This is a genomic window from Moorella glycerini, assembly GCF_009735625.1.
Lineage (GTDB): Bacteria > Bacillota > DSM-521 > Neomoorellales > Neomoorellaceae > Neomoorella > Neomoorella glycerini.
The window spans coordinates 627,584-654,131 of sequence record NZ_CP046244.1 but is presented as its reverse complement, the minus strand read 5'-3'; the positions used below and the strand labels follow the sequence as shown (position 1 = coordinate 654,131).

At 60.3% G+C, this 26,548-nt stretch carries 25 protein-coding genes; 23 read left to right on the top strand and 2 right to left on the bottom strand.

Translation table 11 applies throughout. From position 1 onward, the window contains the following. Positions 1-151 precede the first annotated feature (151 nt). The 23 genes from purQ (at position 152) to MGLY_RS03020 (ending at position 25,250) form a co-directional block, all read left to right on the top strand. Complete coding sequence (gene purQ / locus MGLY_RS03130; RefSeq protein WP_156271699.1) at positions 152-862, top strand: phosphoribosylformylglycinamidine synthase subunit PurQ; 711 nt, start codon at positions 152-154, stop codon at positions 860-862. After that, positions 852-3,053, top strand: a complete 2,202-nt coding sequence (purL, locus tag MGLY_RS03125) for a phosphoribosylformylglycinamidine synthase subunit PurL (RefSeq protein WP_156271698.1) — start codon at positions 852-854, stop codon at positions 3,051-3,053. The genes purQ and purL overlap by 11 nt, the downstream gene beginning before the upstream one ends. After that, a complete protein-coding gene (gene purF, locus MGLY_RS03120; protein ID WP_156271697.1) occupies positions 3,017-4,474 on the top strand; it encodes an amidophosphoribosyltransferase in 1,458 nt (485 codons plus the stop codon). The genes purL and purF overlap by 37 nt, the downstream gene beginning before the upstream one ends. 341 nt (positions 4,475-4,815) lie before the next feature. After that, entirely contained in the window at positions 4,816-5,868 is a 1,053-nt protein-coding gene (gene purM / locus MGLY_RS03115; RefSeq protein WP_156271696.1) for a phosphoribosylformylglycinamidine cyclo-ligase, read from the top strand. Positions 5,869-5,951: 83 nt separating this feature from the next. Continuing rightward, entirely contained in the window at positions 5,952-6,572 is a 621-nt protein-coding gene (gene purN / locus MGLY_RS03110; RefSeq protein ID WP_156271695.1) for a phosphoribosylglycinamide formyltransferase, read from the top strand. A 55-nt stretch (positions 6,573-6,627) separates the two neighbouring features. Next, positions 6,628-8,169, top strand: a complete 1,542-nt coding sequence (purH, locus tag MGLY_RS03105) for a bifunctional phosphoribosylaminoimidazolecarboxamide formyltransferase/IMP cyclohydrolase (protein ID WP_156271694.1) — start codon at positions 6,628-6,630, stop codon at positions 8,167-8,169. 15 nt (positions 8,170-8,184) lie between these two features. Beyond that, the gene (gene purD / locus MGLY_RS03100; RefSeq protein ID WP_156271693.1) at positions 8,185-9,441 is read left to right on the top strand and encodes a phosphoribosylamine--glycine ligase; all 1,257 of its coding nucleotides are present in this window, start codon (positions 8,185-8,187) and stop codon (positions 9,439-9,441) included. Between the two features lie 162 nt (positions 9,442-9,603). Beyond that, positions 9,604-11,265 (top strand): spore germination protein, encoded by a 1,662-nt coding sequence (locus MGLY_RS03095; RefSeq protein WP_156271692.1) that lies wholly within the window; start codon positions 9,604-9,606, stop codon positions 11,263-11,265. A 2-nt stretch (positions 11,266-11,267) separates the two neighbouring features. Continuing rightward, complete coding sequence (locus tag MGLY_RS03090; RefSeq protein WP_156271691.1) at positions 11,268-12,365, top strand: GerAB/ArcD/ProY family transporter; 1,098 nt, start codon at positions 11,268-11,270, stop codon at positions 12,363-12,365. Continuing rightward, entirely contained in the window at positions 12,362-13,663 is a 1,302-nt protein-coding gene (locus MGLY_RS03085) for a Ger(x)C family spore germination protein (RefSeq protein ID WP_156271690.1), read from the top strand. The genes MGLY_RS03090 and MGLY_RS03085 overlap by 4 nt, the downstream gene beginning before the upstream one ends. A 10-nt stretch (positions 13,664-13,673) precedes the next feature. After that, a complete protein-coding gene (locus tag MGLY_RS03080) occupies positions 13,674-13,901 on the top strand; it encodes a hypothetical protein (protein WP_156271689.1) in 228 nt (75 codons plus the stop codon). Positions 13,902-14,038: 137 nt separating this feature from the next. Then, complete coding sequence (locus MGLY_RS03075) at positions 14,039-14,335, top strand: YerC/YecD family TrpR-related protein (protein ID WP_156271688.1); 297 nt, start codon at positions 14,039-14,041, stop codon at positions 14,333-14,335. Positions 14,336-14,475: 140 nt separating this feature from the next. Further along, entirely contained in the window at positions 14,476-15,654 is a 1,179-nt protein-coding gene (gene hisZ / locus MGLY_RS03070) for an ATP phosphoribosyltransferase regulatory subunit (RefSeq protein ID WP_170290903.1), read from the top strand. Positions 15,655-15,679: 25 nt separating this feature from the next. Next, positions 15,680-16,372 (top strand): ATP phosphoribosyltransferase, encoded by a 693-nt coding sequence (gene hisG / locus MGLY_RS03065; RefSeq protein WP_156271687.1) that lies wholly within the window; start codon positions 15,680-15,682, stop codon positions 16,370-16,372. Then, positions 16,350-17,657, top strand: coding sequence for a histidinol dehydrogenase (hisD, locus tag MGLY_RS03060; protein ID WP_156271686.1), 1,308 nt, complete (start codon positions 16,350-16,352; stop codon positions 17,655-17,657). Before hisG ends, hisD begins: the two co-directional genes overlap by 23 nt. Beyond that, a complete protein-coding gene (hisB, locus tag MGLY_RS03055) occupies positions 17,635-18,225 on the top strand; it encodes an imidazoleglycerol-phosphate dehydratase HisB (RefSeq protein WP_156271685.1) in 591 nt (196 codons plus the stop codon). The genes hisD and hisB overlap by 23 nt, the downstream gene beginning before the upstream one ends. A 52-nt stretch (positions 18,226-18,277) precedes the next feature. After that, a complete protein-coding gene (hisH, locus tag MGLY_RS03050; RefSeq protein WP_156271684.1) occupies positions 18,278-18,910 on the top strand; it encodes an imidazole glycerol phosphate synthase subunit HisH in 633 nt (210 codons plus the stop codon). Further along, positions 18,888-19,619: a 1-(5-phosphoribosyl)-5-[(5-phosphoribosylamino)methylideneamino]imidazole-4-carboxamide isomerase gene (hisA, locus tag MGLY_RS03045; RefSeq protein ID WP_156271683.1), complete on the top strand. Its 732-nt coding sequence runs from the start codon at positions 18,888-18,890 to the stop codon at positions 19,617-19,619. Before hisH ends, hisA begins: the two co-directional genes overlap by 23 nt. Before the next feature lies 1 nt (position 19,620). Then, positions 19,621-20,379: an imidazole glycerol phosphate synthase subunit HisF gene (hisF, locus tag MGLY_RS03040; protein WP_156271682.1), complete on the top strand. Its 759-nt coding sequence runs from the start codon at positions 19,621-19,623 to the stop codon at positions 20,377-20,379. Positions 20,380-20,458: 79 nt separating this feature from the next. Next, positions 20,459-21,283 (top strand): phosphoribosyl-AMP cyclohydrolase, encoded by an 825-nt coding sequence (gene hisI, locus MGLY_RS03035; RefSeq protein ID WP_156271681.1) that lies wholly within the window; start codon positions 20,459-20,461, stop codon positions 21,281-21,283. A gap of 114 nt (positions 21,284-21,397) precedes the next feature. Further along, positions 21,398-23,056: a methyl-accepting chemotaxis protein gene (locus MGLY_RS03030; RefSeq protein ID WP_156271680.1), complete on the top strand. Its 1,659-nt coding sequence runs from the start codon at positions 21,398-21,400 to the stop codon at positions 23,054-23,056. Between the two features lie 72 nt (positions 23,057-23,128). Continuing rightward, the gene (locus MGLY_RS03025) at positions 23,129-23,458 is read left to right on the top strand and encodes a hypothetical protein (RefSeq protein ID WP_156271679.1); all 330 of its coding nucleotides are present in this window, start codon (positions 23,129-23,131) and stop codon (positions 23,456-23,458) included. A gap of 568 nt (positions 23,459-24,026) precedes the next feature. Next, positions 24,027-25,250 (top strand): S8 family peptidase, encoded by a 1,224-nt coding sequence (locus MGLY_RS03020; protein ID WP_156271678.1) that lies wholly within the window; start codon positions 24,027-24,029, stop codon positions 25,248-25,250. Between the two features lie 54 nt (positions 25,251-25,304). Here MGLY_RS03020 and queF read toward each other — a convergent pair whose 3' ends face one another. After that, complete coding sequence (gene queF, locus MGLY_RS03015; RefSeq protein WP_156271677.1) at positions 25,305-25,685, bottom strand: preQ(1) synthase; 381 nt, start codon at positions 25,683-25,685, stop codon at positions 25,305-25,307. After that, positions 25,682-26,371, bottom strand: a complete 690-nt coding sequence (locus MGLY_RS03010; RefSeq protein ID WP_428846619.1) for a queuosine precursor transporter — start codon at positions 26,369-26,371, stop codon at positions 25,682-25,684. The genes queF and MGLY_RS03010 overlap by 4 nt, the downstream gene beginning before the upstream one ends. Between the last annotated feature and the right edge of the window lie 177 nt (positions 26,372-26,548).

Below are 26,548 nucleotides of genomic sequence, written 5' to 3'. Positions count from 1 at the left end.
ACAGGATGTCCGAGGCCGGCCTCTGAGGCAAGGACGCCGAATAGGCCGGGAACCCCGCCCGAGCCCGAGGCTGAGCCATAGGCCGCTCCGCGAGGACCACGGAGCGAGCCAAATGCCAGCCTGTGACTAAGTTATTTCCGGAGGAACAACCATGAAGTTCGGCGTTATCGTCTTTCCCGGCTCCAACTGCGACCAGGATGTTTACCACGCCCTGGGGGCCGTCCTGGGCCAGCCGGTGGACTACCTCTGGCACGGCGATACTGATGTTACCGGTTACGACTGCCTGGTGCTGCCCGGCGGCTTTTCCTACGGCGACTACCTCCGGGCCGGGGCCATCGCCCGCTTTGCCCCCATTATGCCGGCCGTCATTGACTTTGCCCGGTCCGGCGGCCTGGTGCTGGGCATCTGCAACGGCTTCCAGATCCTCCTGGAGGCCGGCCTCCTGCCGGGGGCCATGCGGCGCAATGACTGCCTCCAGTTCCGCTGCCAGTGGACCTGTTTAAGGGTGGAAAATAACGCCACCCCCTTTACCAACCGCTTCCGGAAGGGCCAGGTCGTCCGCATTCCCATTGCCCACGGTGAAGGCAACTATTATGTTGACGCCGCCACCCTGGCTGAACTTGAGGCCAACCGGCAGATTATTTTTCGCTACTGCACTCAGGACGGAGAAGTGACGCCGGCGGCCAATCCCAACGGTTCGGTGGGCAATATCGCCGGCATTATTAACCGGAAGGGCAATATCCTGGGCATGATGCCCCACCCGGAACGCTGCGCTGAAAGCCTCCTGGGCGGTACCGACGGCCGGGAGCTTTTTGCTTCCATAGTTGACTGGTGGCAGAGGGGGGAGCGCCTTGGAGCCTGAAGTTTACCGGCAGATGGGCCTCACGGACGAGGAATTTAGACGTATTAAAGAAATCCTGGGCCGGGAGCCCAATGATGTGGAAGTGGGCATGTTTGCCGTCATGTGGTCGGAGCACTGCGGCTACAAACACTCCCGGCCGGTGTTAAAGCTGTTTCCTACTAAGGCCCCCTGGGTCCTCCAGGGGCCGGGGGAAAACGCCGGCATCATCGACATCGGCGACGGCCAGGCGGTAGTCTTTAAAATCGAAAGCCACAACCACCCCTCGGCCATTGAGCCCTTCCAGGGAGCGGCCACCGGCGTGGGGGGTATCGTGCGCGATATCTTTGCCATGGGGGCCCGGCCCATTGCCGTCTTGGACTCCCTCCGCTTCGGCCTCCTCGATGACCCGCGTACCCGTTACCTCATGGGCGGCGTGGTGGCCGGTATCGCCTTTTACGGCAACTGCCTGGGCCTGCCCACGGTGGCCGGGGAAGTCTACTTCGATCCTTCTTATACCGGCAACCCCCTGGTCAACGCCATGGCCGTGGGCCTTATCGAGCAAAAAAACATCCGCCGCGGCCGCGCCGCCGGGGTAGGCAATGCCGTTATGCTGGTGGGCGCCCGCACCGGCCGCGACGGCATCCATGGAGCCACCTTTGCCTCCGAGGAACTGGGCCAGGCTTCCGAGGAACGCCGGCCTTCCGTCCAGGTAGGTGACCCCTTCCGGGAGAAACTTCTCATCGAAGCCTGCCTGGATATTATTAAAGAAGATTTAATTATCGGCATGCAGGATATGGGCGCGGCGGGGATCACCAGCTCTTCCTGTGAAATGGCGGCCCGGGCCGGGACGGGCATGGAAATCGACGTCGCCCTGGTGCCCCGGCGGGAAGAGGGCATGACCCCCTATGAGGTGATGCTTTCGGAGTCCCAGGAACGCATGCTCCTGGTGCCCAAAAGAGGCGCGGAAGCAAGGGTCCAGGCCATCTGCCGGCGTTGGGGCCTGGAGGCGGTGGTTATCGGTCGGGTGACGGACGACGGTATCATGCGCATTAAAGAGGGCGGCCGGGTGGTGGCCGAGGTACCGGCCCGGGCCTTAACGGACCAGTGCCCGGTCTACGAGGTGGAACGGCGCCGGCCGGCTTATCTGGATAAATTGCAACATATCGATCTGAGCCGCCTGCCGGAGCCGGGAGATTACGGGGAAGCGCTCTTAAAACTCCTGGCGGCACCAAATATAGCCAGTAAAGAATGGGTTTACCGCCAGTACGACTACATGGTGCGCACGGACACGGTGGCCGGCCCCGGCGGTGATGCCGCGGTTTTAAGGATTAAGGGAACCGGCAAGGGCCTGGCCCTGACGGTGGACGGCAACGGCCGCTACTGCTACCTGGACCCGGAAACGGGCGGGGCCATTGCCGTGGCTGAAGCAGCCCGCAATCTCTCCTGTGTGGGCGCCCGTCCCCTGGGCCTTACCGATTGCCTGAACTTCGGTAATCCCGAAAAGCCGGAGGTCGCCTGGCAGTTCTACCAGGCCGTAGCCGGCATGAGCCGGGCCTGCGAGGTTTTGCAGACGCCGGTAACGGGAGGCAACGTCAGTTTCTACAATGAAACAGAGGGCGAGGCCATCTATCCCACGCCGGTGGTGGGGATGGTGGGCCTCATCGCTGATATTGAAAAACGCTGCGCTTTGGCCTGGCGCCGGGAGAATGATGTCCTCCTTCTCCTGGGTGAAACCTGCCCGGAGATAGGCGGCAGCGAATACCTGGCCGTTGTCCACGGCCTGGTGGCGGGGCGGCCGCCGCGGCTCAACCTGGAACGGGAAGCAGCCGTCCAGGAAGTGGTGCGGCAGGCCATCGCTGCCGGGCTGGTGACGGCGGCCCACGATTGCGCCGAAGGGGGCCTGGCCGTAGCTCTGGCTGAAAGTGCCCTGGCCGGCGGGGTGGGCGCCGTGGTGGAGCTGGCAGGCAGTCTCCGGCCGGACTACCTCCTCTTCAGCGAAAGCCAGTCGCGGGTGCTCCTGGCGGTCCCGCCGGCAGCCCGGGACAGGGTGCTGGCCATGGCGCGGGAGAAGGGCGTGCCGGCGGCGGTCATCGGCCTGACTGCCGGCCGGGCCCTGAAGGTAAGGGTAAACGGCAGGACCATATTTAATCTCAGCCTGGGGGAGATGGAGAAGCAATGGCGGGAGAGCATACCGGCTTTGATGGCCCGGTGAGGGAGAGGGAGCCATCCCGGGACCGGTCGCCCTGGCATGAAGAGTGCGGCATTTTCGGCATCTATGCCCCGGGCAAGGATGTGGCTCGCCTGGCCTATTACGGCCTCTTCGCCCTGCAGCACCGGGGCCAGGAGAGCGCCGGGATTGCCGTGGCCGACGGCCGCCATATTGCCGTCCACAAGGGCATGGGGCTGGTGGCGGAGGTTTTTAACCAGGACAACCTCCGGGCTTTAAAGGGCAACCTGGCCATCGGCCATGTGCGCTATTCTACTACCGGGGCGAGTTCCCTGGTCAATGCTCAGCCCCTGGTTTTCCGCTACCTCAAGGGTATGGTGGCCATTGCCCATAACGGGAACCTGACCAATGCCAACCGGCTGAGGCGGCAGCTGGGGGCCAGGGGCTCCATTTTCCAGTCTTCCACCGACAGCGAAGTCATTGTCAATCTGATCGCCCGCTACAGCCAGGAGCCCATTGAGGCGGCCCTGCGCCGCTGCCAGGACGAGCTGGAGGGCGCCTATTCCCTGGTGGTAATGACCGAGGAAAAGCTCATCGGCGTCCGCGATCCCTTTGGCGTCCGGCCCCTGTGCCTGGGGAAAATGGGGGAGGCCTGGGTGCTGGCCTCCGAGTCCTGCGCCCTGGATACCGTGGGCGCCGCTTTTTGCCGTGACATTGAGCCTGGGGAAATTGTCGTCATCGACAGCCAGGGGGTGCACTCCATCCAGGGACGGCGGGCGCCCCACAGCGCCCACTGCATCTTTGAATACGTCTACTTTGCCCGCCCCGACAGCATCCTGGACGGCGAGACCGTCAACCTGGTGCGGCGGGAGCTGGGCCGCAATCTGGCCCGGGAATACCAGGTGGCGGCCGATGTGGTGATCCCGGTGCCGGATTCCGGCATCGCCGCCGCTGCCGGTTACGCCGAGGCGGCGGGTTTACCCTTTATCGAAGGGTTGATGAAAAACCGCTATGTGGGCCGGACCTTCATCCAGCCCACCCAGGAGATGCGCGACCTGGGCGTGCGCTTGAAACTCAATCCCATCAAGCCAATCTTAAGGGATAAGCGGGTAGTTATCATCGATGATTCTATCGTCCGGGGAACTACCAGCCGGCGGATTGTCGAGATGCTGCGCCAGGCCGGGGTACGGGAGGTCCACCTGCTGGCGGCCTCGCCGCCGGTTTTGCACCCCTGTTACTATGGCATTGATACCAGCGCCCGGGGCGAGCTCATTGCCGCCCGGTATTCCCTGGAGGACATCCGCCGCCATGTCGGGGCCGACAGCCTCTATTACCTGAGCCTGGAGGGGCTGTTCCGTTCCGTAACCCGCGGGGCCGAAAATTTCTGCGCCGCCTGCTTTTCCGGTCGCTATCCCATCCCCATCCCCTCCCCGGAGGAGGCGACCAAGTACAGCCTGGAGGGGTAGGGGTGAAGGTTTAACAGGCTGGCTTTTGTTTTGCAGGACTAACTTTACTGAGGAGCCGCTCATGGCGGCACGCCGCCACCAGCGAGGGTATGAAAATGCCTGGTTGGCATTTGTCGGAAGCGAGCGACTTGGCCCGAGTGGTGAAGCGGCCCAGGCGAAGCTGAGGAGCGAGGGCGGGGCCGAGGACAGGATGTCCGAGGCCGGATTCTAAAGGCAAGGACGCCGAATAGGCCGGGAACCCCGCCCGAGCCCGAAGCTGAGCCGTAGGCCGCTCCACAAGGGCCAGGGAGCGAGCGAGACAATGCCAACCTGCGATAGAGTTATTTTCGGAGGGGGACATTATGGTAGCTGGCGAAGGCCTGACCTATGCTGCCGCCGGGGTAGACATTGCCGCCGGCAACCGGGCCGTAGAGTTGATGCAGGAGCATGTCCGCCGGACCTTCCGACCGGGGGTCCTGGGGGACCTGGGCGGTTTCGGCGGCCTCTTTGCCCTGGAACCGGGCCGTTACCGGCAGCCGGTGTTGGTGGCGGGCACGGACGGGGTAGGGACGAAGCTGAAGATAGCCTTCCTCATGGACCGCCACGATACCGTCGGCATCGACGCCGTGGCCATGTGCGTCAACGATATCCTGGTCCAGGGGGCCGAGCCCCTCTTCTTCCTGGACTACCTGGCGGTAGGGAAAATGGTGCCGGAAAAAGTGGCCCAAATCGTCGCCGGGGTGGCCGAAGGCTGCCGCCGGGCCGGCTGCGCCCTGATCGGGGGCGAGACGGCCGAGATGCCCGGCTTTTACCCTGAGGATGAGTACGACCTGGCCGGTTTTGCCGTCGGCGTCGTGGAGCGGGAGGAGCTCCTGGACGGCAGCCGCATCCGGCCCGGCCAGGTGGTCCTGGGACTGGCCTCCAGCGGCCTGCACTCCAACGGCTTTTCCCTGGCCCGCCGGGTTTTGCTGGCGGAAGCCGGTTACACCCTGGACCGGCAGCTGCCGGAACTGGGCCGGGCCCTGGGGGAAGAATTGCTGGAGCCGACCCGTATATATGCAGCCTCTCTGTTGCCATTACTAAAAGAAGGATTAATCAAGGGCCTGGCCCACATCACCGGCGGCGGGCTGGTAGAAAACCCGCCGCGCATCCTGCCGCGAGGTTTAAGCATGCGCCTGGACCGGCGCAGCTGGCCGGTACCGCCCGTTTTCCGCCTCATCCAGGAGAACGGCAAGGTGCCGGAACCGGAGATGTACCGCACCTTCAATATGGGCCTTGGTATGCTGGCGGTGATCGCGGCCGGTGACGTTGACAGGGTAAAGGCGCGATTAGAGGCCGCCGGGGAAGAGGTTTTTGTAGCCGGCGAGATAATACCCGGCCGGGGAGAAGTGGAATTTGTGCCGGATCTTATTTAGTTAGTCTATTGAGGACCGGGGTATGTCCCGGAAGCCGTGATTAGGGGAGGCCCGGTGACAAAGTTATTTCCGGAGGAAAAAGTATGGCTGCTGCATTACCTTTACCAATCGGCATCCTGGTTTCCGGCCGGGGCAGTAACATGGAGGCCATTGCCGAAGCCATAGCTGCCGGCCGCGTTCCCGCCCGTATCCAGGTGGTCATCAGCGACCGCCAGGAGGCCCGCGCCCTGGAGCTGGCCCGGCAGCGGGGCCTCAAGGCCTCGTGCCTCGTACCGCGGGAGTACCCATCCCGCCAGGCCTATGACCGGGCCCTGGCGGCTGCCTTGAAAAAAGAAGGTGTAGAGCTGGTAGTCCTGGCCGGCTTTATGCGGCTCCTCAGCCAGGATTTTCTCGACCAGTTTCCGGGGGCGGTAATCAACATCCACCCGGCCCTGCTGCCGGCCTTTCCCGGCCTCAACGCCCAGCGCCAGGCCTGGGAATACGGCGTCAAATTTTCCGGCTGCACCGTCCACTTTGTTGACGCCGGCACCGATACGGGCCCCATCATCGCCCAGGCGGTGGTACCGGTCCGGGACGACGACACCCCGGAAACCCTGGCGGCCCGCATCCTGGTCGAAGAACACCGCCTTTACCCCGAGGTCATTAAATGGCTAGCCGAAGGCCGGGTCACCCTCCACGGCCGGCGGGTCTCAGTGAAAATTTGAAGGAGCCGCTCATGGCGGCAAGTCGAGTTATTTTCATAGGAAGCGAGCTGTACATATGCATAAAAGGGCGCTTCTTAGTGTTTCCGACAAGACCGGCCTGGTGGATCTGGCCCGGGGCCTGGTAGAGCTGGGGTGGGAACTCATTTCCACCGGCGGTACCGCCCGCACCTTGGCAGAAGCCGGTTTGCCCGTTACCGCAGTGGCGGCCGTTACCGGCTTTCCCGAGATCCTTGACGGCCGGGTAAAGACCCTCCACCCTAAAATCCATGGCGGGATCCTGGCCCGGCCGGCGCCGGAACACCTGGCGCAACTCCGGGAACAGGGTATCCAACCCATAGACCTGGTGGTAGTCAACCTCTACCCCTTCCGGGAAACCATTGCCCGGCCCGGGGTAACGCCGGAAGAGGCCATCGAAAACATCGACATCGGCGGGCCGGCCATGGTGCGGGCGGCGGCCAAAAACCACGAGCGGGTGGCGGTGATCGTTGATCCGGCCAGCTACAGCGAGGTGCTGGCCGAACTGCAGGAGAAGGGGGACTTGAGCCCGGCCACCCGGTGGCGCCTGGCGGCAGCGGCCTTCGCCCACACGGCTGCCTACGACGCGGCCATCGCCGCCTATTTCCAGCGCCTTATCCGCAATGAAGAGCCTTTTCCTGTTCACTTTATCCTCAGCGGCGAGAAGGTCCAGGATCTCCGTTATGGAGAAAACCCCCACCAGCAGGCGGCTTTCTACCGGCTGTCCTCCGTACCCCCCGGCAGCCTGGCCGGGGCGCGGCAGCTCCAGGGCAAGGAGCTTTCCTATAACAACCTCATGGACCTGGACGCTGCCTGGAACCTGGCCTCTGACTTTAAAGAGCCGGTGGTGGCCATAATCAAGCATACCAATCCCTGCGGCGTGGCCCGGGCTACAACTCCCTCCCAGGCCTACCGCCTGGCTTACGCGGCCGACCCTGTTTCCGCCTTTGGGGGTATTGTCGCCCTGAACCGGACGGTGGATGCGGATACAGCCAGGGAAATGACGGAGATATTCCTGGAAGCCGTCATCGCCCCGGACTTTACCCCTGAAGCCCAGGAGATTCTTAAAAGCAAACCCAACCTGCGCCTCCTGGCCGCAGGCGAGAGGGCTGCCTACCGCGTCCAGGAATACCAGGTAAGGCCTGTCAGCGGCGGCTTCCTGGTCCAGGAGCCGGATTACCATGTCCTCGACCCCACACACCTCAAGGTGGTAACTGCCCGTAAACCTGAAGGGAGGGAAAGGGAGGATTTACTCTTTGCCTGGCAGGTGGTGAAGCACGTCAAGTCCAACGCCATTGTGGTGGCTAAGGACGGCGTTACTTTAGGCATTGGTGCCGGCCAGATGAACCGGGTCGGCGCGGCGCGCATCGCCCTGGAGCAGGCCGGGGCCCGGGCTAAAGGTGCCGTCCTGGCTTCTGATGCCTTCTTCCCCTTTAGCGATACCGTTGCCCTGGCAGCAGAGGCCGGCATTACAGCCATCATCCAGCCCGGCGGCTCCGTCCGCGACGAGGAGTCCATCAAAGCTGCCGATGCCGGCGGCATAGCCATGGTCTTTACCGGCATCCGCCATTTCCGCCATTAAAGGAGGGAATCGCAAATGCGCATCCTGGTAGTTGGCGGCGGCGGCCGGGAACACGCCCTGGTGTGGAAGATTGCCCGGAATCCCCACGTTACAGAAATCTACTGCGCGCCGGGTAATGCCGGCATAGCCGGGCTGGCCACCTGTGTGCCCATTGCCGCCGGGGATATTGACGGCCTGCTGGCCTTTGCCCGCCGGGCCGGTATCGATCTTACCCTCGTGGGCCCTGAAGCGCCGCTGGTAGCCGGTATTGTCGATGCCTTCCAAACCGCCGGCCTGCCCATATTTGGGCCCTGCCGGGCGGCGGCCCGGCTGGAGGGGAGCAAGATTTTTGCCAAGGAGCTGATGCAGGCGGCGGGCATCTCCACGGCCCGCCATGCCGCCTTTACGGAGGCCGGGGCGGCCCTGGCCTACCTGGAGGAACATCCCGGCCCGGTGGTCGTCAAGGCCGACGGCCTGGCCGCCGGCAAGGGGGTAGTGGTGGCCCCCGACACGGCCACGGCCCGGGAAGCCGTAACGGCCATGTTCGGCGGCCGGTTTGGCCCTGCCGGCCGGCGGGTAATTATTGAAGAGCGCCTGGAAGGTGAAGAGGTCAGCATCCTGGCCCTCTGCGACGGGGAAACGGTGGTATCTTTATTGCCTGCCCAGGACCACAAGCGGGTGGGGGAAGGAGATACCGGCCCCAATACCGGTGGCATGGGCGCCTATGCCCCTGTACCCTTTTACACCCCGGCAATAGCCAGGGAGGTAGAAGAAAAGATACTCCGGCCTACAGCCCGGGCTATGGCCGCAGCCGGCTGCCCCTACCGCGGCGTCCTTTACGCCGGGCTAATGCTCACCCGCGAGGGGCCCAGGGTCCTGGAATTTAACTGTCGCTTCGGCGACCCGGAAACCCAGCCCTTGATGCTCCTTTTACAAAGCGACCTGGTAGAACTGATGCTGGCTACCATAAACGGTGAGCTGGCCGGAACAAAGATTGACTGGTACCCGGGGGCGGCAGCCGGGGTGGTCCTGGCGGCAGGAGGTTATCCAGGCCCGTACGCTAAAGGTACCCCCATTGCGGGGCTGGAGGCAGTGCCGCCTGGAGTGGAGGTTTTCCACGCCGGTACGGCTCTGGTGGACGGGCAGGTAGTAACTTCCGGGGGCCGGGTATTATGTGTTACAGCCCGGGGTGAAGATTTACAGGCCGCCCTGGACCGCGTTTATACCGGTATAAAGGCCATCAATTTTGCGGGCATGCACTACCGCCGCGATATTGGTTACCGGGCCCTGTAAGTTCTTAAAGTTCCGGTACGCCAGGTTTAACTAACCCACGCGGCCCAAGTTAAAACCGGGGCAACCCGGCCGGGGCACCTGAAAGTGCATAAAGTTTCCTCCCCCGGTGAAAGCTAACCAGTGTTGTTATTAGCCAGCTTCAAATCAGAGGAGGGAGGAACTTTGCCCGGTCCTTACCGCAAACCCCTGCGGGCGGCCCTCTTCCGCCGCCGGCAGCCTCCGGGACAGCAGGATAAACAGGGCCAGTCCCGGGGCAGTAAGGCTCAAAAGGCACCTTACCCGCCCCTGGAGGCATACCAGCTCACTGCCGAACTGAAGCTCAACCTGGAACAGCTGCAGAGAATCTTTGCCAAATGCAGCGATGTCGTCCACCGCGATTTTTACCTCGGCCAGGCTATTAAAGCAGCCATTTTTTATATCGACGGCCTGGCCGACAAAAAGCTCATTGAAGATACCCTGATGCGCACCCTGCAGCAGGCCCCCCCGCAGCTGGCCCGGGACCTGGCAGACAAAACCCGGGAACTGGCCGCGGTGATGGAAACCGTCATGCCCATGACGGATGTGGCCGTGGTCGATAACATGGGGGCCGTGGTTAAACACGTCCTGGACGGGGATACGGTCCTGCTCCTGGATGGGTATAATAAAGGCGTGGCCTTAAGCACCCGTTCCTGGGAACACCGTGCTATTGATGAGCCTATTACCGAGAGCGTGGTCCGGGGCCCGCGGGAAAGCTTCATTGAGAGCTTACGCACTAATACCGCCCTCCTCCGGCGCAGGTTGAAAACTCCGTCCCTCAAAATGGAACTTGTTTGCCTGGGCCGCTATACCATGACTAATATCGTCATCACCTATATTGAAGACCTGGCCGACCCGGCCGTAGTCCGGGAAGTGCGCCAGCGGCTGGAGCGGATTCAAATTGATGGTATCCTGGAAAGCGCCTACATTGAGGAACTTATAGAAGATAACCCCTCCTCCCCCTTCCCCCAGATCGACCATACGGAGCGGCCGGACAAGGTGGTGGCCGCCCTGCTGGAAGGCCGGGTGGGCATTCTGGTGGATAACACCCCCTTTGCCCTCATTGTCCCGACGCTTTTCGTCCAGTTTATCCAGTCCAGTGAAGACTACTATGAGCGCTATTACCTCTCCAGTTTCTTAAGGCTGGCCCGGTTTGTAGCCCTGAATATAGCCCTCCTCCTGCCGGCGGCCTATGTTGCGGTTAGCACCTTTCACCAGGAAATGCTGCCCACCAACCTCCTGGTCAAGCTGGCTTCCCAGCGGGAAGGGATTCCCTTTCCGGCAGTGGTGGAAGCCATCATGCTGGAATTAACCTTTGAACTCCTGCGGGAAGCCGGGGTGCGCCTGCCCCGGCCGGTAGGCCAGGCATTGAGCATCGTCGGCGCCCTGGTGATTGGAGAAGCGGCCGTCAGCGCCGGGCTGGTTTCGCCGTCAATGGTCATCGTCGTGGCCCTGACGGGCATCAGCTCCTTTGCCATCCCTTCCTTTGCCATGGCCATTACCCTGCGCCTGCTGCGCTTCATCATGCTCATCCTGGCCGGCACCCTGGGTTTCTACGGCATCATGCTGGGCCTGCTGGCCATCCTGGTGCACCTGAACACCCTGCGCTCCTTCGGGGTGCCCTACCTGGCTCCTGTCACTCCCTGGAATTTCAGCGATTTTAAAGACGTCCTGGTCCGGGTACCCCGCTGGGCCATGAACTCCCGGCCCAGCCAGATCGGCTACCGCGACCCGGTACGCCAGGGAGCCGGGCTAAAGCCAACCCCACCGGCCAGCTCCAATCCCCCGCCGGGGGAGGGACGGTCCTGAAGATGCGGGAAGAAGGCTACATCAGTCCCCGCCAGGCGGCGGTCCTGTTGTGGTTTGCCGTCCTGCCCACGGCCATTCTTTTTCTACCGTCCCTGCTGGCCCTGCGGGCCCACCAGGACGCCTGGCTGTCGGTCATAATGGCCACCCTGGCAGCCGGCGCGGTGGCGCTGGTTGTCTACCTGCTGGCCCAGCGTTTCCCCCACCACACCCTTTTCCAGTACTGCGAGTTGATTTTAGGCCCTGTGACGGGTAAAATGGTGGCCCTGATCTTTGTCCTGGCCTTTTTCCTGCTGGATGCGGTAGTTATCCGGGAGTTCAGCGAGTTCCTGGTCACGGCGGTTATGCCGGAAACGCCGGCTTTATTCTTCGGCCTCAGTATCGTCGCCGTGGCCGTCTATGCCGTCCGTAACGGGCTGGAGGTCATTGCCCGGTGCACGGATTTTATCCTGCCCCTGATGGTGACCTTTATTGCCATTGTTCTCCTCTTTGCCACGCCGGAAATGATGCCCCGGAATATCTTTCCTGTCCTGGAAAACGGCTTCCGGCCGGTCCTGGGGGGCGCCCTGGTGACCTGGAGCTTCCTGGGCCAGGTAGTTATCCTAGCCGCCTACGGTGCCTTCGTTAACCCGCCCCGGGCCCTGAGAGCCAGCCTGATCAGCGGGCTGCTGGGGATAGCCTTTTTCCTCAGCCTGGTGACCATGGGCACCATTCTTGTATTCGGCTGCTGCGAAGCCGCCCGCCTGACCTTTGCCGCTTATGCCCTGGCGCGGGTGGTTTCCCTGGGGCAGTTTTTTGAGCGCATCGAAGCCCTGTTCCTGGCCATCTGGGTAGGGGGGGTATTTATTAAAATAACCCTTAACCTCTATGTAGTGTCCCTGGGCCTGGCCACCGTAACCGGGCTCAAGGAGTACCGCCCCCTGGTTGCCCCCCTGGGGGCATTAAATGTTGCCGTAGCGGCCCTCCTTTACCGGAACATCAGCGAGATCCGCCACGACCTGCTCCTGGTAGAACCGGGATGGACCCTGACCTGGCAGCTTATTTTACCCTTATTTTTGCTGGTGATGGCCTGGCTGCGGGGTAAAAGGAGGACGGGTATATGAGGGCCCGGCTGCGCTTAACCCTGGCCCTTTTTTTACTGGCCCTTATGTTGCCCGGGCTTGCGGGCTGCTGGAGCCGCCACGAGATTGAAGAGCTGGCCATTGTCATGGCTGTAGCCCTGGATGCCGTCCCCGGGGATCAGGTGCGCCTGAGTGTTTATGTTGCTATTCCCCGGACCATAGCCGGCGGGCCGTCCATGGGCGGGGGCGCCGGCGGGGAACCGCCCAAAGCGGGAGAAGTCATCAGCGCCACCGGCAGCGACTTTGCCCAGGCGGCCCGCCGCCTGGAGGACATGGTCCCGCGGCGCCTGCTATGGGCCCAGAACCGGGTGTTGATTCTTGGCGAGGAACTGGCCCGGCAGGGTTTCCATTACCTGGACCACTTTACCCGGGAGCGGCAGATGCGCCTGACGACCCCGGTATTGGTTACCCGGGGCGAAGCGCGCAAGGTGCTGGAATTGCCACCGGGCATTGAGTTAATGCCCGGGACGATTTTAACCGGTATCCTGCGCAACCGGACTACCTTTAAGGTAGAATTAAAAGACCTCCTGGCCATGTGGGAGGCGCCGGGGGATAACCCCGTCCTGCCCCAGGTGGTCATGACGCCGACGCCGGAGCAGGAAAGCCGCGAGGTGAGAAGCGACGGTGATGATAGGGGCCAGAAGGGCGGTAACAAGGAAGAGGGTAAAAAGAAACCACCCGAGGCCGTGGCCATTAAAGGTGCCGGGGCTTTCCGCGACGACCGCCTGATCGGCTGGCTGGATGAACGGGAAACCAGCGGCCTCATGTGGCTGCGGGGGGAAGTAAGGGAGGGGGTTATTACCGTAACGCTGCCAGCACAGGCCGGGGGTAGGGGCCCGGGGCAAGCTTCGGTTATTTTTCACCGCGCCTCTACGGAGGTTAAATCCCGGGTTGAAGGTAGCCAGGTAACTTTTAACGTGGCAATCCGGGGCGACTGTGACTTAACGGAAGCTACAGTTAGCCTGAACCCCGACCGGCCGGAACACCTGGCGGCCATCCAGGAGGCTGTCAACAGGGCCGTGGAAGAGCGGGTTCTGGCTGCCGTGGGCAGGGCCCAGCAGGAAATCCGGGCGGACATCTTTGGTCTTGGCGAAACCCTGCACCGCAGCAATGTTCGCTACTGGCGCCAGGTCCAGGACCGCTGGAACGAAGAGTTTACCCGGGCTAAAATCCAGGTTAAGGTGGATTTGTATCTGAACCGGCTGGGAATGACCAACAGGACACCAGGTAAAACCCTGGATATTGGCGGCAAGGGCGCCACCCAGGGCAGGACCAGGTAGGAGTGATGGCATGCTCATTTTAATTATCCTGGCTTTCCTGGGCATCGCCTACCTGGATGCTCCGGAGCTCTGGCAGAAAAAGTACTGGCGGGAACTGGCCGTCATGGGCATTGTCTGGTCCCTGGGCCTGGCCTTAAGCCTGGCCCTGGCTTTAAATTTACCCGTCCCCAGCCCGGCAAAACTTTTAGCCCGGGTTTTTGGCCCGGTAACAGAGTGGCTGACCAGGCTGATTGGTTGAAAAGAAAGAACATATTACAGTGGAGGAAAAACCAGGTGCATGGCGAAGTTGTTAATTATCGCATAGAGAGCTGAACTTGTTGATTTCTCACCTCTCACTTCCCACCTCTCACATCTGATCTAGGGGGAGGGTATGCTATGGGCCGGGATAAGTTGCAGGACCCCCAGGTTGATGAACTTTTTCGCGCCATATTAGCCCTGGAGAACCTGGATGAATGTTACCGCTTCTTTGAAGACCTGTGTACTACCGCTGAAATCAAGGCCATGGCCCAGCGCCTGGCCGTAGCCCGCTACTTACGCCAGGGGGTTACCTATTCGGCCATTGCCGCCGCTACAGGGGCCAGTACAGCCACCATCAGCCGGGTCAAGCGTTTTTTAAACTATGGCGCCGACGGCTACAACCTCATCCTGGATCGCCTGGATAAAAGGGAGTAATTTGACGCCAGGGATAACCGGCTGGAGATAAAGGGGTTTAATCAGACTTGCCGGCCTCTGGACGTGGCCGGCGGTTTTTGTCAAGAGGTCACTCCTTGTGTTATTATTACGTTAATACGTTAACATGATAAAGCAATGGAGTGAAGGTAGTGGCCGGCAACTGGAACAATCTCCAGGTACCGGCGGGGGTGCGGGACCTGCTGCCGGCAGAGGCGGCTGCCCTCAGGGAACTGGAGCAGGAACTGGTGGCTTTCTTTCAAAGTTGGGGTTACCAGGAAGTGCTGACCCCGACTTTTGAATTTGTGGAAACCTTCCAGGCCGGGTCTCCGGCCGGGGATGAAGGCAGGCTGTACAAATTTATCGACCGCCAGGGGCGGGTCCTCACTTTACGGCCGGAGATGACGGCGCCCATTGCCCGCCTGGTGGCTACGTCGTTACGGCGTGAGGCTTTACCTTTACGCCTGTGTTACAGCGCCAGGGTCTTTCGCTATGAAGAACCACAGGCCGGGCGCCTGCGGGAATTTCACCAGGCCGGGGTGGAGCTTATTGGCGCCGGGGGTGTGGCGGCCGATGGGGAGATTATTGCCCTGGCGGTAGAAACCTTGCTGCAGGCCGGCTTGCAGGACTTCCGTTTGGGCATCGGCCAGGTGGCCGTCACCAAGGGGGTACTCCAGGACCTGGGCCTGCCCCAGGAGGCGGTGGCGAGAATTAAAGTAGCCCTGGCCGGCAAGGACCTGGTGGGGCTGGAGCGGCTGGTCGACGAGTATAACCTGACGGGGTCGAAAAGGCGGCAGTTGGAACTCCTCGCCACTTTACATGGCGGTAAAGAGGCCCTGGAGGAAGCCCGGGCCAATTTTATCCAGACCGGGGCGGCCGCCGCCCTGGTCGGCCTGGAAAGGGTATGGCAGGCGCTGGCAGCTTACGGGCTGGAAAAGTGGCTCTTCATTGACCTGGGTATTTTACGGGATTTTGATTATTACACCGGCATCGTTTTTGAAGGTTATGTACCGGGCCTGGGAGTACCCGTCTGCGGCGGCGGACGTTACGATGGCCTGCTGGGCCAGTTTGGTTACCCCTGCCCGGCCACCGGCTTTGCCCTGGGACTGGAGCGGGTGCTCATGGCCCGGTGCGTGAGGCAGGGAGCCGGACAGGGTGAGGGTTACCTGGTGGCGGGCCGGGACCTGGCGGCAGTTTTGGGCCGGGCGCGGGAATTGCGCCGGCCGGGGGTAACGGTAATTATGGATGGGCAAAGTCAAAACCGCCAGGAAGCAGCGGCCCGGGCCGCCGCCCGGGGGTTAGCCCTGGTTTGGGTGGATTAGATACGATTTTCGGAGGAACATTTAAATGGTCACCGACGTGCTGACGCTGGCCTTGCCCAAGGGCAAGCTGGGCGAAGATGCCTTACAGTTATTGCAGCAGGCCGGGCTCCCGGTAGATGGCGTGGCCACCGAAGCACGGCAACTGGTCTTTACTTTCCCGGTAGACCGGGTACGTTACCTGATCTGCCGTCCCACGGACGTACCGACCTATGTGGAACACGGGGCCGCCGACCTGGGGATTGTCGGCAAGGATACCCTGGCGGAGACCGGGGCCGATGTCTTTGAGCTGGTGGACCTGGGGTTTGGCTATTGCCGTTTTGTCGTAGCCGCGCCCCGGCAGCGCTGGGAAGAAGCCGGCCGGTCCCTGGAAACCCTGCTGGCCGGCAGCCGCCGGGTGGCCACCAAGTTTCCCAGGGTAGCAGCAGCCTTTTTCCAGGAGCGAGGCCTGCCGGTGGAAATAATCAAGCTCCACGGCAATATCGAGCTCGCCCCCCTGGTGGGACTGGCCGACCTGATTGTGGATATTGTATCTACCGGGCGGACCTTAAAGGAAAATGACCTAGTGGAAGTGGTCCCCATTTTTCCCTCCACCGCTCGTTTGATTGCCAACCGGGTCAGTTACCGGATCAATTACCAGCGCCTGCGGCCCGTAATAGAAGCCTTAAGGCGGGCGGCTGCTCAAGGGGGTGCCGGGATTGCTACCTGTTCTTGCGGGTGAAGAAGTGCGGCGCCGCTGGGCCGGCCGGCTGCTGGCCCAGCTCGATGTAGCCGCGAGGGTACGGGATATTATTACCGCTGTCAGGGCGGAAGGCCAGGCAGCCGTAGAACGTTACACCCGTGAGCTGGATGGAGTTGATCTCAAAAAGGCCGGTTTCCGCGTGACGGCCGGGGAGATTAAGGCTGCTTATGAAGCCGTTACCCCTGAACTGCGGGAGGCCATTCAAAAGGCCCGGGATAATATTGCTGCCTACCACCGCCGTGAGCTGCGGGGTTCCTGGATGGAGGCGGATGCCGGCGGCACCATCCTGGGCCAGATCTGCCGTCCTTTAAAGCGGGTGGGCCTTTACGTACCCGGCGGTACGGCTGCTTATCCTTCGTCGGTATTAATGACCGCCGTACCGGCCCGGGTGGCCGGGGTTGAGGAAATAGCCCTGGCGACGCCGCCGCGGCGGGACGGTACCCTGCCGCCCCTGCTCCTGGTGGCGGCCGCGGAGGCCGGGGTAAGGGAGATCTATAAAATGGGCGGGGCCCAGGCCGTAGCCGCCCTGGCCTACGGGACGGAAGCAGTGGCCCCGGTGGCTAAGATTGCCGGCCCGGGGAATATTTATGTTACCCTGGCCAAGAAGGAAGTCTATGGGGCAGTTGATATTGACATGCTGGCGGGGCCCAGTGAAATCGTGGTCATTGCCGATGCTGGCGCCCGGCCGGACTGGGTGGCGGCCGACCTCCTCTCCCAGGCGGAGCACGACGCCCTGGCCGGGGCGGTCCTGATCACGCCGGAAGCCAGCCTGGCCCGGGCGGTGGTAGAGGAAGTCGCCCGCCAGGTGGAGACCCTGCCCCGGCGGGAGATAGCTGCCCGCTCCCTGGCAAATTATGGTGCGTGCGTGGTAGTGCCCCATCTCGAGGCCGCCCTGGACCTGGCCAATGCCCTGGCTCCAGAGCACCTGGAACTGTACGTGGCCGAACCCTGGTCCTGGCTGGGCCGGGTGGAAAATGCCGGGGCGATTTTCCTGGGGCCTTACAGTTCCGAGCCCCTGGGGGACTACTGGGCCGGGCCCAGCCATGTTTTACCTACCGGCGGCACGGCCAGGTTTTATTCACCTTTAAGTGTCGCTACTTTTATGAAGAAAAGCAGCCTCATTGCCGCCGGTCCCGCCTACCTGAAGGCGGCCGGGAGCTCGATCCAGGCCCTGGCCCGGGCCGAAGGCCTGGAGGGTCATGCCCGGGCCATTGAGCTGCGGCTGCAGGAAGGGGATAGAAATGACTCGCGAGGCCTTGATTGAGCGCCAGACCACAGAAACCAGCATTCGCGTTAAGCTCGACCTGGACGGCAGCGGCAAATGGCAGGGGAGCAGCGGTATCCCCTTTTTTGATCACCTGCTGGCCCAGCTGGCCCGCCATGGCCTCCTGGACCTGAAAATATGGGCCGAGGGCGACCTGGAAGTTGACAATCACCATACTGTGGAAGATATCGGTATCTGCCTGGGAGAGGCCATCAAAAAGGCCCTGGGCGATAAAGCCGGGATTAATCGCTACGGCAGCGCCCTGGTACCCATGGATGAGGCCCTGGTCCAGGTGGCCCTGGACTTCAGCGGCCGGCCCTACCTTGCTTGTAACCTGGACCTGCCCCCGGGCCGGATCGGCAGCCTGGAGACAGAACTGCTGGAGGAATTCCTGCGGGCTTTTGTTAACCACAGCGGCCTGACCCTCCACGTGCAAAAGCTCGCCGGGCGCAACGGCCATCATGTCGCCGAGGCCCTCTTTAAAGCCCTGGGCCGGGCCATGAGGGAGGCCGCCAGCCGCGATCCCCGGGTAGAAGGCCCCCCTTCTACCAAGGGTAGCCTGGACTGATAAGGGTCAGACAATACCAGCCTGCGACAAAGTTATTTGCGGAGGAAGCGAAATGCGGCCGCTAGCTATTATCGATTACGGTATGGGCAATCTCTTGAGCGTCCAGAAGGCCCTGGCCAAACTGGGTTACCCGGCGGAGATAACCTCAGACCCCCGGGTAGTGGCAGCGGCTCCCGGCGTTATCCTGCCCGGAGTGGGAGCCTTTGCCGACGCCATGGCCAGTTTGCAGCAAAGGGGCCTGGTAGCAGCCATCCGGGAAGTTGTGCAGCGGGGTGTACCCTTCCTGGGCATTTGCCTGGGGTTGCAGCTCCTTTTCAGCACCAGCGAAGAAGGAGGCCCGGTGGAAGGTCTAAACCTTTTACCGGGCGAAGTTAAACGCCTGCCGCCAGGGCTTAAGGTTCCCCACATGGGATGGAACCAGGTGCAATTGCTTAAGGCCGGGGAGCTTTTCCAGGGGGTACCCACGGGCACGAACTTTTACTTTGTCCATTCGTATTATATTGACCCCGCCGATAAAACCATAGTTACCGGTACTACGGATTATGGTTTAACCTTTGCCGTAAGCATCCAGCGGGGCAACCTCTTCGGGGTCCAGTTCCACCCGGAAAAAAGCAGCCGCTGGGGCCTGGAGGTTTTAAAAAACTTTGGGGAGCTGGTAAACCGTGCTGATTCTGCCTGCCATTGACCTGCGGGAAGGGCGCTGCGTGCGCCTTTACCAGGGGCGGCCGGAAGCCGAGACTATCTACTCCACCGACCCGGTGGCCGTGGCCCGGGGCTGGGTGGCCAGGGGTGCCCGCTGGCTTCATGTGGTGGACCTGGACGGGGCCTTCGCCGGCCGGCCGCGGAATATGGAGGTTATTGCGGCCATAATCAAAGAGGTCCATATCCCGGTCCAGGTGGGAGGTGGCATCCGCAACCTGGAAAGCCTTAAGGACCTGCTCGCTGCCGGGGCGGCCCGGGCCGTCCTGGGGACGGTAGCCATCACCAACCCGGAGATAGTTGCTGAGGCTGTTGTGCGCTTCGGCGACCAGGTGGCCGTCGGTATTGACAGCCGCGAAGGGATGGTAGCCGTGGAAGGATGGGCGGCAACGGTGGAGGAAAGGGCCCTTGACTTTGCCGGCCGCATGGCCGCCCTGGGGGTAAAGCGGGCCATCTTTACTGATATTAGCCGCGACGGCACTCTCCAGGGCCCCAATCTTGCCGCCACCAGGGAGGTAGCCAGGAGGAGCGGCCTGAAAGTTATTGCCTCCGGTGGTATTGCCAGCCTGGACGACCTCCGTGCCCTGCGGGGCCTGGCAAGGGAAGGCGTGGAAGGGGCTATCCTGGGACGGGCCCTTTATAACGGCAACTTTACCCTGGAGGAAGCCCTGGCCGTGGCCGGGGAGGAGGTTTAAAATGCTTACCAGGCGGATTATTCCCTGCCTGGATGTGGATCACGGGCGGGTAGTTAAGGGAACCAATTTTTTAAACTTAAGGGATGCCGGGGACCCGGTAGAGCTGGCAGCTACCTATGACCGCGCCGGTGCCGATGAATTAGTCTTCCTGGATATCTCGGCTTCGGCCGAAGGCCGGGAGATTATGGTCGACGTGGCCCGGCGGACGGCGGAGGAGGTCTTTATCCCCTTTACCGTAGGGGGTGGCCTGCGCACGCTGGAAGATATTCGCCGCATGCTGGCCGCCGGGGCCGACAAGGTTTCCCTGAATACGGCCGCCGTACAGGATCCTAGTCTCGTGGCCATGGCCGCCCGGCGTTTCGGTAGCCAGTGCGTGGTGGTGGCCATCGATGCCCGCCGTACCGGAACCGGTTGCTGGGAGGTTTATACCCACGGCGGCCGCCGGCCGGCGGGAAAAGACGCCCTGGAGTGGGCCCGGCAGGTGGAGAAGCTGGGGGCGGGGGAGATCCTGCTCACCAGTATGGACTGCGACGGTACTTTAGAAGGCTATGACCTGGAACTGACGGCAGCCATAAGCACAGCTGTCAGCATCCCGGTAATTGCCTCCGGCGGCGTGGGGAAGCTAGAGCACCTGTATGCGGGTTTAACGCTAGGCCGGGCCGACGCCGTCCTGGCGGCCTCTATCTTTCACTTTGGCACTTACACTATAGAGGAAGCCAAACGTTACCTGGCCGGGCGCGGCGTGCCCATACGTTTATAAGAGCAGGAAGATGCGTGGTCCTTGAGCGTGTGACACATGCCCTTATACGAAGTATGCTATATTCGGAGGATATTTGCTTATGAGTGTCACCATACCTGAAGAAATTCGCTTTAATGCCGACGGCTTAATACCGGCCATTATCCAGGATGTAGGAAGCGGCCAGGTGCTGATGCTGGCCTATATGAACCGGGAAGCCCTGGCCCGCACCCTGGCCACCGGCGAGACGTGGTTTTATAGCCGCAGCCGCCGGGAACTCTGGCATAAAGGAGCCACCTCGGGCCACCGCCAGTATATTGTCAATGCCAGCTACGATTGTGACGCCGATGCCTTGCTCTTCCAGGTCCGCCAGGTAGGGGTGGCCTGCCATGAAGGGGAATTTTCTTGTTTTCACCATCCCTTAGCATTACAAGTAAGCGCCCCCAGGGTAACTGGAGGGAAAATGCCGGCGACCCGGGATGCCGGCCAGGCTGCCCAAAATGTCCCCGGCCAGGAAGGTAGCGGCAAATTAGGTCAGCATCAAGCTGGAGCCCGGCCGTCTGCGGGAAGCGCAGCTGCCGATCACCCCGCTGGAGCTGGACCCGTAACTGCGGATCTGGGGACCGTCCTGGCTGAAGTTTTCCGGGTGATTAAAGAGCGCCAGGCTACCCGGCCGGAAGGCTCCTACACGTCCTATCTCTTTAATAACGGCCAGGATAAAATCCTGAAAAAGATCGGCGAAGAGGCCAGTGAAACCATCATTGCCTCTAAAAACGACAGCTGGCGGGAGCTTTTATACGAACTGGCCGACCTCTATTACCACACCCTGGTCTTGCTGGCCTACCATGACCTGGAACCGGGACGACTGGCTGCCGAACTGGCCGCTCGCCTGCCGGCAGCAGATCCTTTGGCCAAGAAATGGCCGTAACTGCTCCTGCTGGCATCTGCCAATGCCTGACCACCATATGCCCTGACCAAGTTTTATCTAGGCAAAGGCAGAAAAATGTGGTAATATAAAGAATAATGCCGGGAGGTGGAGGAGTTGGTAATTAATTTCCGCACCAAACTTCTTTATTTCATCCTTTTACTATTTCTGGCTCTAGGCCCGGGGACGGTTGGTACTGCTTTAGTTGCCGTTCAGGGTGTTAACTGGCAAATGCTCCTTTTACCCGCTATTGTCGCCGGGGCTCTGGGTCTAATTTTAAGCCTGGTTATCCTCCTTAATCTTTACATAAAATGGATGCGCCCCCTGCAGCGGGTCATGCAGTTTCTTAATTTACTTGGCGAAGGCGACCCGGTTCGGGCCCAGCAATCTTTGACCGGGGCGCAATTAGGGGAGAGTTTCCAGGGACCGGTAACTGCCGTCCTGGACAGTTTTTACCGCCTGGTGGGTCGCATGCAGCGTACCGCCGATGAGCTGTCCTATTTTTCCCGCAATCTCCAGGAAAGCACCGGTACCAGTTATCGCAACCTGGAAGAGGTGACGGCAGCCATCCAGGAGATTGCCGGCGGTGCCGACGAGCAGGCGGGTGCCGCCCAGAAGGTGGCGGAAAATATCAAAACGTTACACAACCTGGCGGAAGATATCAGCGACCGGGCCGGGCTGGGGACGGAGCTAGGGATGGAAGTGAGGAGCAAGGAAGAGGAAGGTCGCCGGCTGCTGGAGCAGTTACTCCAGGAAATCAAGGCCGGGGCCGCTTCCATCCAGGAGGCGGCCGGCCGCATGCGGCAGCTGGAAACGAAAATGGAGCAGATCAATACCCTGGTCCAGGCTGTCACGGCCATTGCCGATCAGACCAACCTGCTCGCTTTGAATGCCGCCATTGAAGCCGCCCGGGCCGGCGAGCAGGGCCGCGGTTTTGCCGTGGTGGCCGAAGAGGTGCGGAAACTGGCCGAACAATCGGCGGCGGCCGCCCAGAATATAACCTCCTTGGCGGCAGCCATTAGTGAAGAGGCGCGCCAGACGGCGGCCCAGGTGGACAAAAACGTCGAGTTGGTCCGGAGCAACCTCCAGCGCGGAAACCAGGTAAAAGAGAATTTTATGGCCGTAAGCCAGGCCATTAATAAGGCCGCTGAAGTCATGATCAACATCAGCCATCAGGCCCAGAACCAGCTGGCCAGGGTGAGGGAGGTAAGCGAGGCGGCTGGCCGTATGGCGGCCGTGGCCCAGGAAACGGCGGCCAGCATTGAAGAAGTATCGGCAGCGACGGAGGAACAAAAGGCCACCATGGCGGTAGTGGAAGAAAATACGCGCCAGTTTACGGCCATGGCCCAGAATTTCTTTACCATGGCCGCCGATTTTACCCGGGACGGTTGGGACCAGGAGCTGCGCCGGGAACTTGTTAACCAGGGTTATGCCGTGCTGGAAAAGCTGGCCGCCGATCCTGCTGTTAAGAAAATGGAAGCCGCCACCCTGGCGCCGCTTCTTGACGCCGCTTTCAGTGAGTCGGCTATTATCCAGACCTTAATTGCTACCCTCGCGGACGGGGCAACTATTTATAACCGGCCGGCTGCGGCAGTTACCAACTGGTCCTTCCGGCCCTGGTTCCAGGCGGCCGTACGGGGTGAACGTTATGCCAGCGAGCCCTATGTGACCCAGAGCACCAACCGGGTGGCCATTACCGTCTCTGTTCCTGTCCGCGCTGATGACGGCCGGTTCGCCGGCGTCCTGGCAGCCAATATAGCCCCGGCGGGAAAATAATACATGGCCGGCACTAAAGGCTACGGCAGGGCATATAATGATCAAGGGTAAATTTTATGTGAGGTGAAGCCAATGAGTGCTGATCTTGATGCCCTGCGCCGGCGTCTAATTGAAGCGGCTACTAACGGGAAATCTCTGGGACAGGTTTTTAAAGAAATGGGCATAACACCCGATAATCCTGCTGTCGTGCAGGAAATAATGGCGCAAGCGGGTATTGACCCTGCTGCCATGTTCCCGGATGGCCAGGCGGATATGGCCGAATTTGTTAACAACATGACCAAAGATCTGAGCTTGGAGATGAAGAAGCAGCTTGCCCAGCTAATTGAAGGGATGGCGGTGGAGATTAATAACGGCCAACCCTTGCCGCCGGATATCCAGGAGTTTCTCAAAAGCTGGCAATAACTAACTAAGTGGTAGTTATCCATGACAACCCAATCTCCCCTTTTGGGTGGTCAACAAACGGCTTACCCCTTCAACCGCTACAAAATTACAGCGGCCCCGGGTTTAGCAACCCGGGGCCTTTATATTAAAACCCCGGCGGGGCCGGGGTTTTTCCCGCTCATGCATTGGCAGCATTGAGGGGAATGATGAAGAAGAGGAAGAAGATGGAGATGATGATAATCACGATAATGGGAATAAAAAACCACCAGAAGTTAAAACCGTGGCCGCCCATTAAGAATTCCTCCTATTTGGCATTTAACGGGAACAAGAAAAACAGGAAGATGATGGGGATGATAATGATAACTGGGATGATAATAATAAACCACCACAATAACTCTTGTGTCATTAAAAATACCCTCCTTTTCCCTTTGTCGGGACCTTTTCTAGACTTAGCATATGCAGCTGCAGGGCTGTAGGTTAAAAGTAAAAGAGAAAAAAATTTCCTCCAGGCCGGGTGGCATTTTTGAACCTCTTGCGGCAGCAATGCATAAAATGCAGCAGATCACTTCCATTTACGGAGGGGTTAGACATGTGGCCTGTTTTGCTGGCTTATTACGCCGGCGTAGTAGCGATGGCCGGTGTTTCCCTGTCCCGGGTGGGTAGCGATAATTACGGCAGCCGGAAGATTGTAATGTTCCACAAGCACCGGCCCTTGAGCAGTTGTCATGATACAGTCCTGAAAAAGGGCGGGCGGGTGGTACGGGAATTACCCCTGGTGCATGCCCTGGTAGTCCGGCTACCGGACCGGGGCCAGTCCCTCGCAGAGCTGGGCTTACACCCGGATGTCCTTTTAATTGAAGACGATTTCCAGGTCCAGACAGTAGCCCTGCCGGCAGTCAGGATGTGGCAAAGGAAGCAGACCATCCCCTGGGGAGTGGAACGTATTGGCGCACCAAAGGCCTGGCAGGAGGCCGCCGGGGAGAAGGTGAAGGTGGCAGTCCTGGATACAGGGATTGATGCCGGCCACCCCGACCTTAAGGCTAATATCCGTGGTACCAAGAATATCAAATTCCCCGGCTGGCAGGCCGGGGACGGCAACGGCCATGGCACCCATGTGGCCGGCATTATTGCGGCCGTAAATAATGATTTCGGCGTGGTGGGGGTAGCCCCCCGGGCGGAGATTTATGCCGTCAAGATTTTCAACCGCCGGGGCAACGGTTATATATCCGAGATCATTGCCGGCCTGGACTGGGCGTTGCAGAACAAGATGCAGGTCGTCAACATGAGTTTCGGCACCACCCGGCCGAGTCAGGCCCTGGAAGAGGCCGTCCGCCAGTGCGTCCAGGCCGGCATGGTCCTGGTGGCGGCCGCCGGCAATGAGGGGAAAGAAAACAGCGTCATGTACCCGGCGCGTTATCCCGGTGTCATCGCCGTTTCGGCTATTGACCGGAAGGATAACCTGGCCAGCTTTAGCAGCCGGGGTCCGGAAGTAACAGTAGCCGCTCCGGGCGTCGATATCTCTTCCACCTACCCGGGCGGTAAATACCGGGCCATGAGCGGTACTTCCATGGCCTGTCCCCATGTGGCCGGTGTCGCCGCTCTGGTTTTATCCCGGGAGGGGCGCATATCCGGTAGGCAGGTAGTGAAGACCATCACTAGTACGGCCACCAGGCTGCCGGGTTTAACACCCGAGGAACAGGGGTCCGGACTGGTGAATGCCTCCTTCCTGGCGGCCGGGACCCGCTTTAATGATGAGGTCAGGGAAGGCCCGGCAGATCTTCCTTTAAGTGTAATACCTTCCACGACAAATTAAATACAAAGCGACCTGGTTCCAGGTCGCTTTTAAATGTATGGGTCGCACCGGCCTTTAATTGCCCTCGCCATAAAATGCTGACGCAGTTATTTTTATTCCCCCGCGCGGTTTCTGGATTACAGTTACTTTGCACCAATGGGGCGAGCAGGCCTGGTAAATGTCCCTGGCAATGGTATCGGCCAGGGCTTCACAAAAGACGCTTTCCTCCCGGAAGCTCCACAGGTAAAGCTTGAAACTTTTAGATTCAATACAGTATTTGGCGGGGGCGTATTCCACGACTACCGTTTCCCAGTCCGGCTGCCCCGTTACCGGGCAAAGACTAGTTACTTCGTCAGATTCGAGTATGACGGTTTTTACGTTAGCCGGCTTAGGAAATACTTCCAGCTTTTTACGCGGTTCGCGGACGACCTTTCCTAATGCTTCAAACTCCATCATCTCAAATCCTCCATAGTTACCATAAAGGGATTAAAGTTGGTTTTAAAATCGTAGTAATCCTCGTTTTCCACTCTTTTAAGCCAGGCAGTTACGGCGTAGGTCAGGGGTGTTGCCAGGACCTCATAGGTGGTCTTGAAGAAATAATTGGTCATTATCATGCGTAGCAGTACCGTTCCCGGCATAATACCGGCAAAAGCGATGGTGATAAACAGGGCAGTATCCACCAGCTGGCCGGCTATGGTAGAGCCGATGGTCCTGGTCCACAGCCACCGGCCGCGGGTGAAGATTTTTAGTTTGGCCAGGATATAGGAGTTGGTAAATTCACCGCAGAAAAAGGCTACCAGGCTGGCCATAACTATCCTGGGTGTTTGCCCCAGGATCCGTTGATAAGCTTCCTGGCCTCCCCAGGGAGGGGCGGCAGGAAGTATCCCTACCAGCCAGTAGACAAAGGACATAAACAGGCAGGCTATAAAACCCGTCCATACTACTACCCGGCTGCGCTTGTAGCCGTAAACCTCAGTTAAAATATCACCGAAGATATAAGAGATGGGAAATAAAATTACGGCGCCGTCGAAAAAGAAGGGTCCCAATTTTGCTACCTTGACGGCTACCGTGTTAGAGAGGAGCAAAACCACCACGAAGGCAACCATTATGAAAGGAAAGAGTTTGTAACGCAAGAGAATCACTCCTTGTTTTGTTCAGGCGGGTGACTGCGACCGCCAGCCCCAAGGCTATTCTTACATTAACAGACCCGGGATGTTAAGTCAATATCCGACTTAAATATGTGACTTAATCAAGCAAGGACTGTATCTTTAATCTACTTACTCAACCCCTGTCCGGGGTGCGGTTTAATAATATTTTGC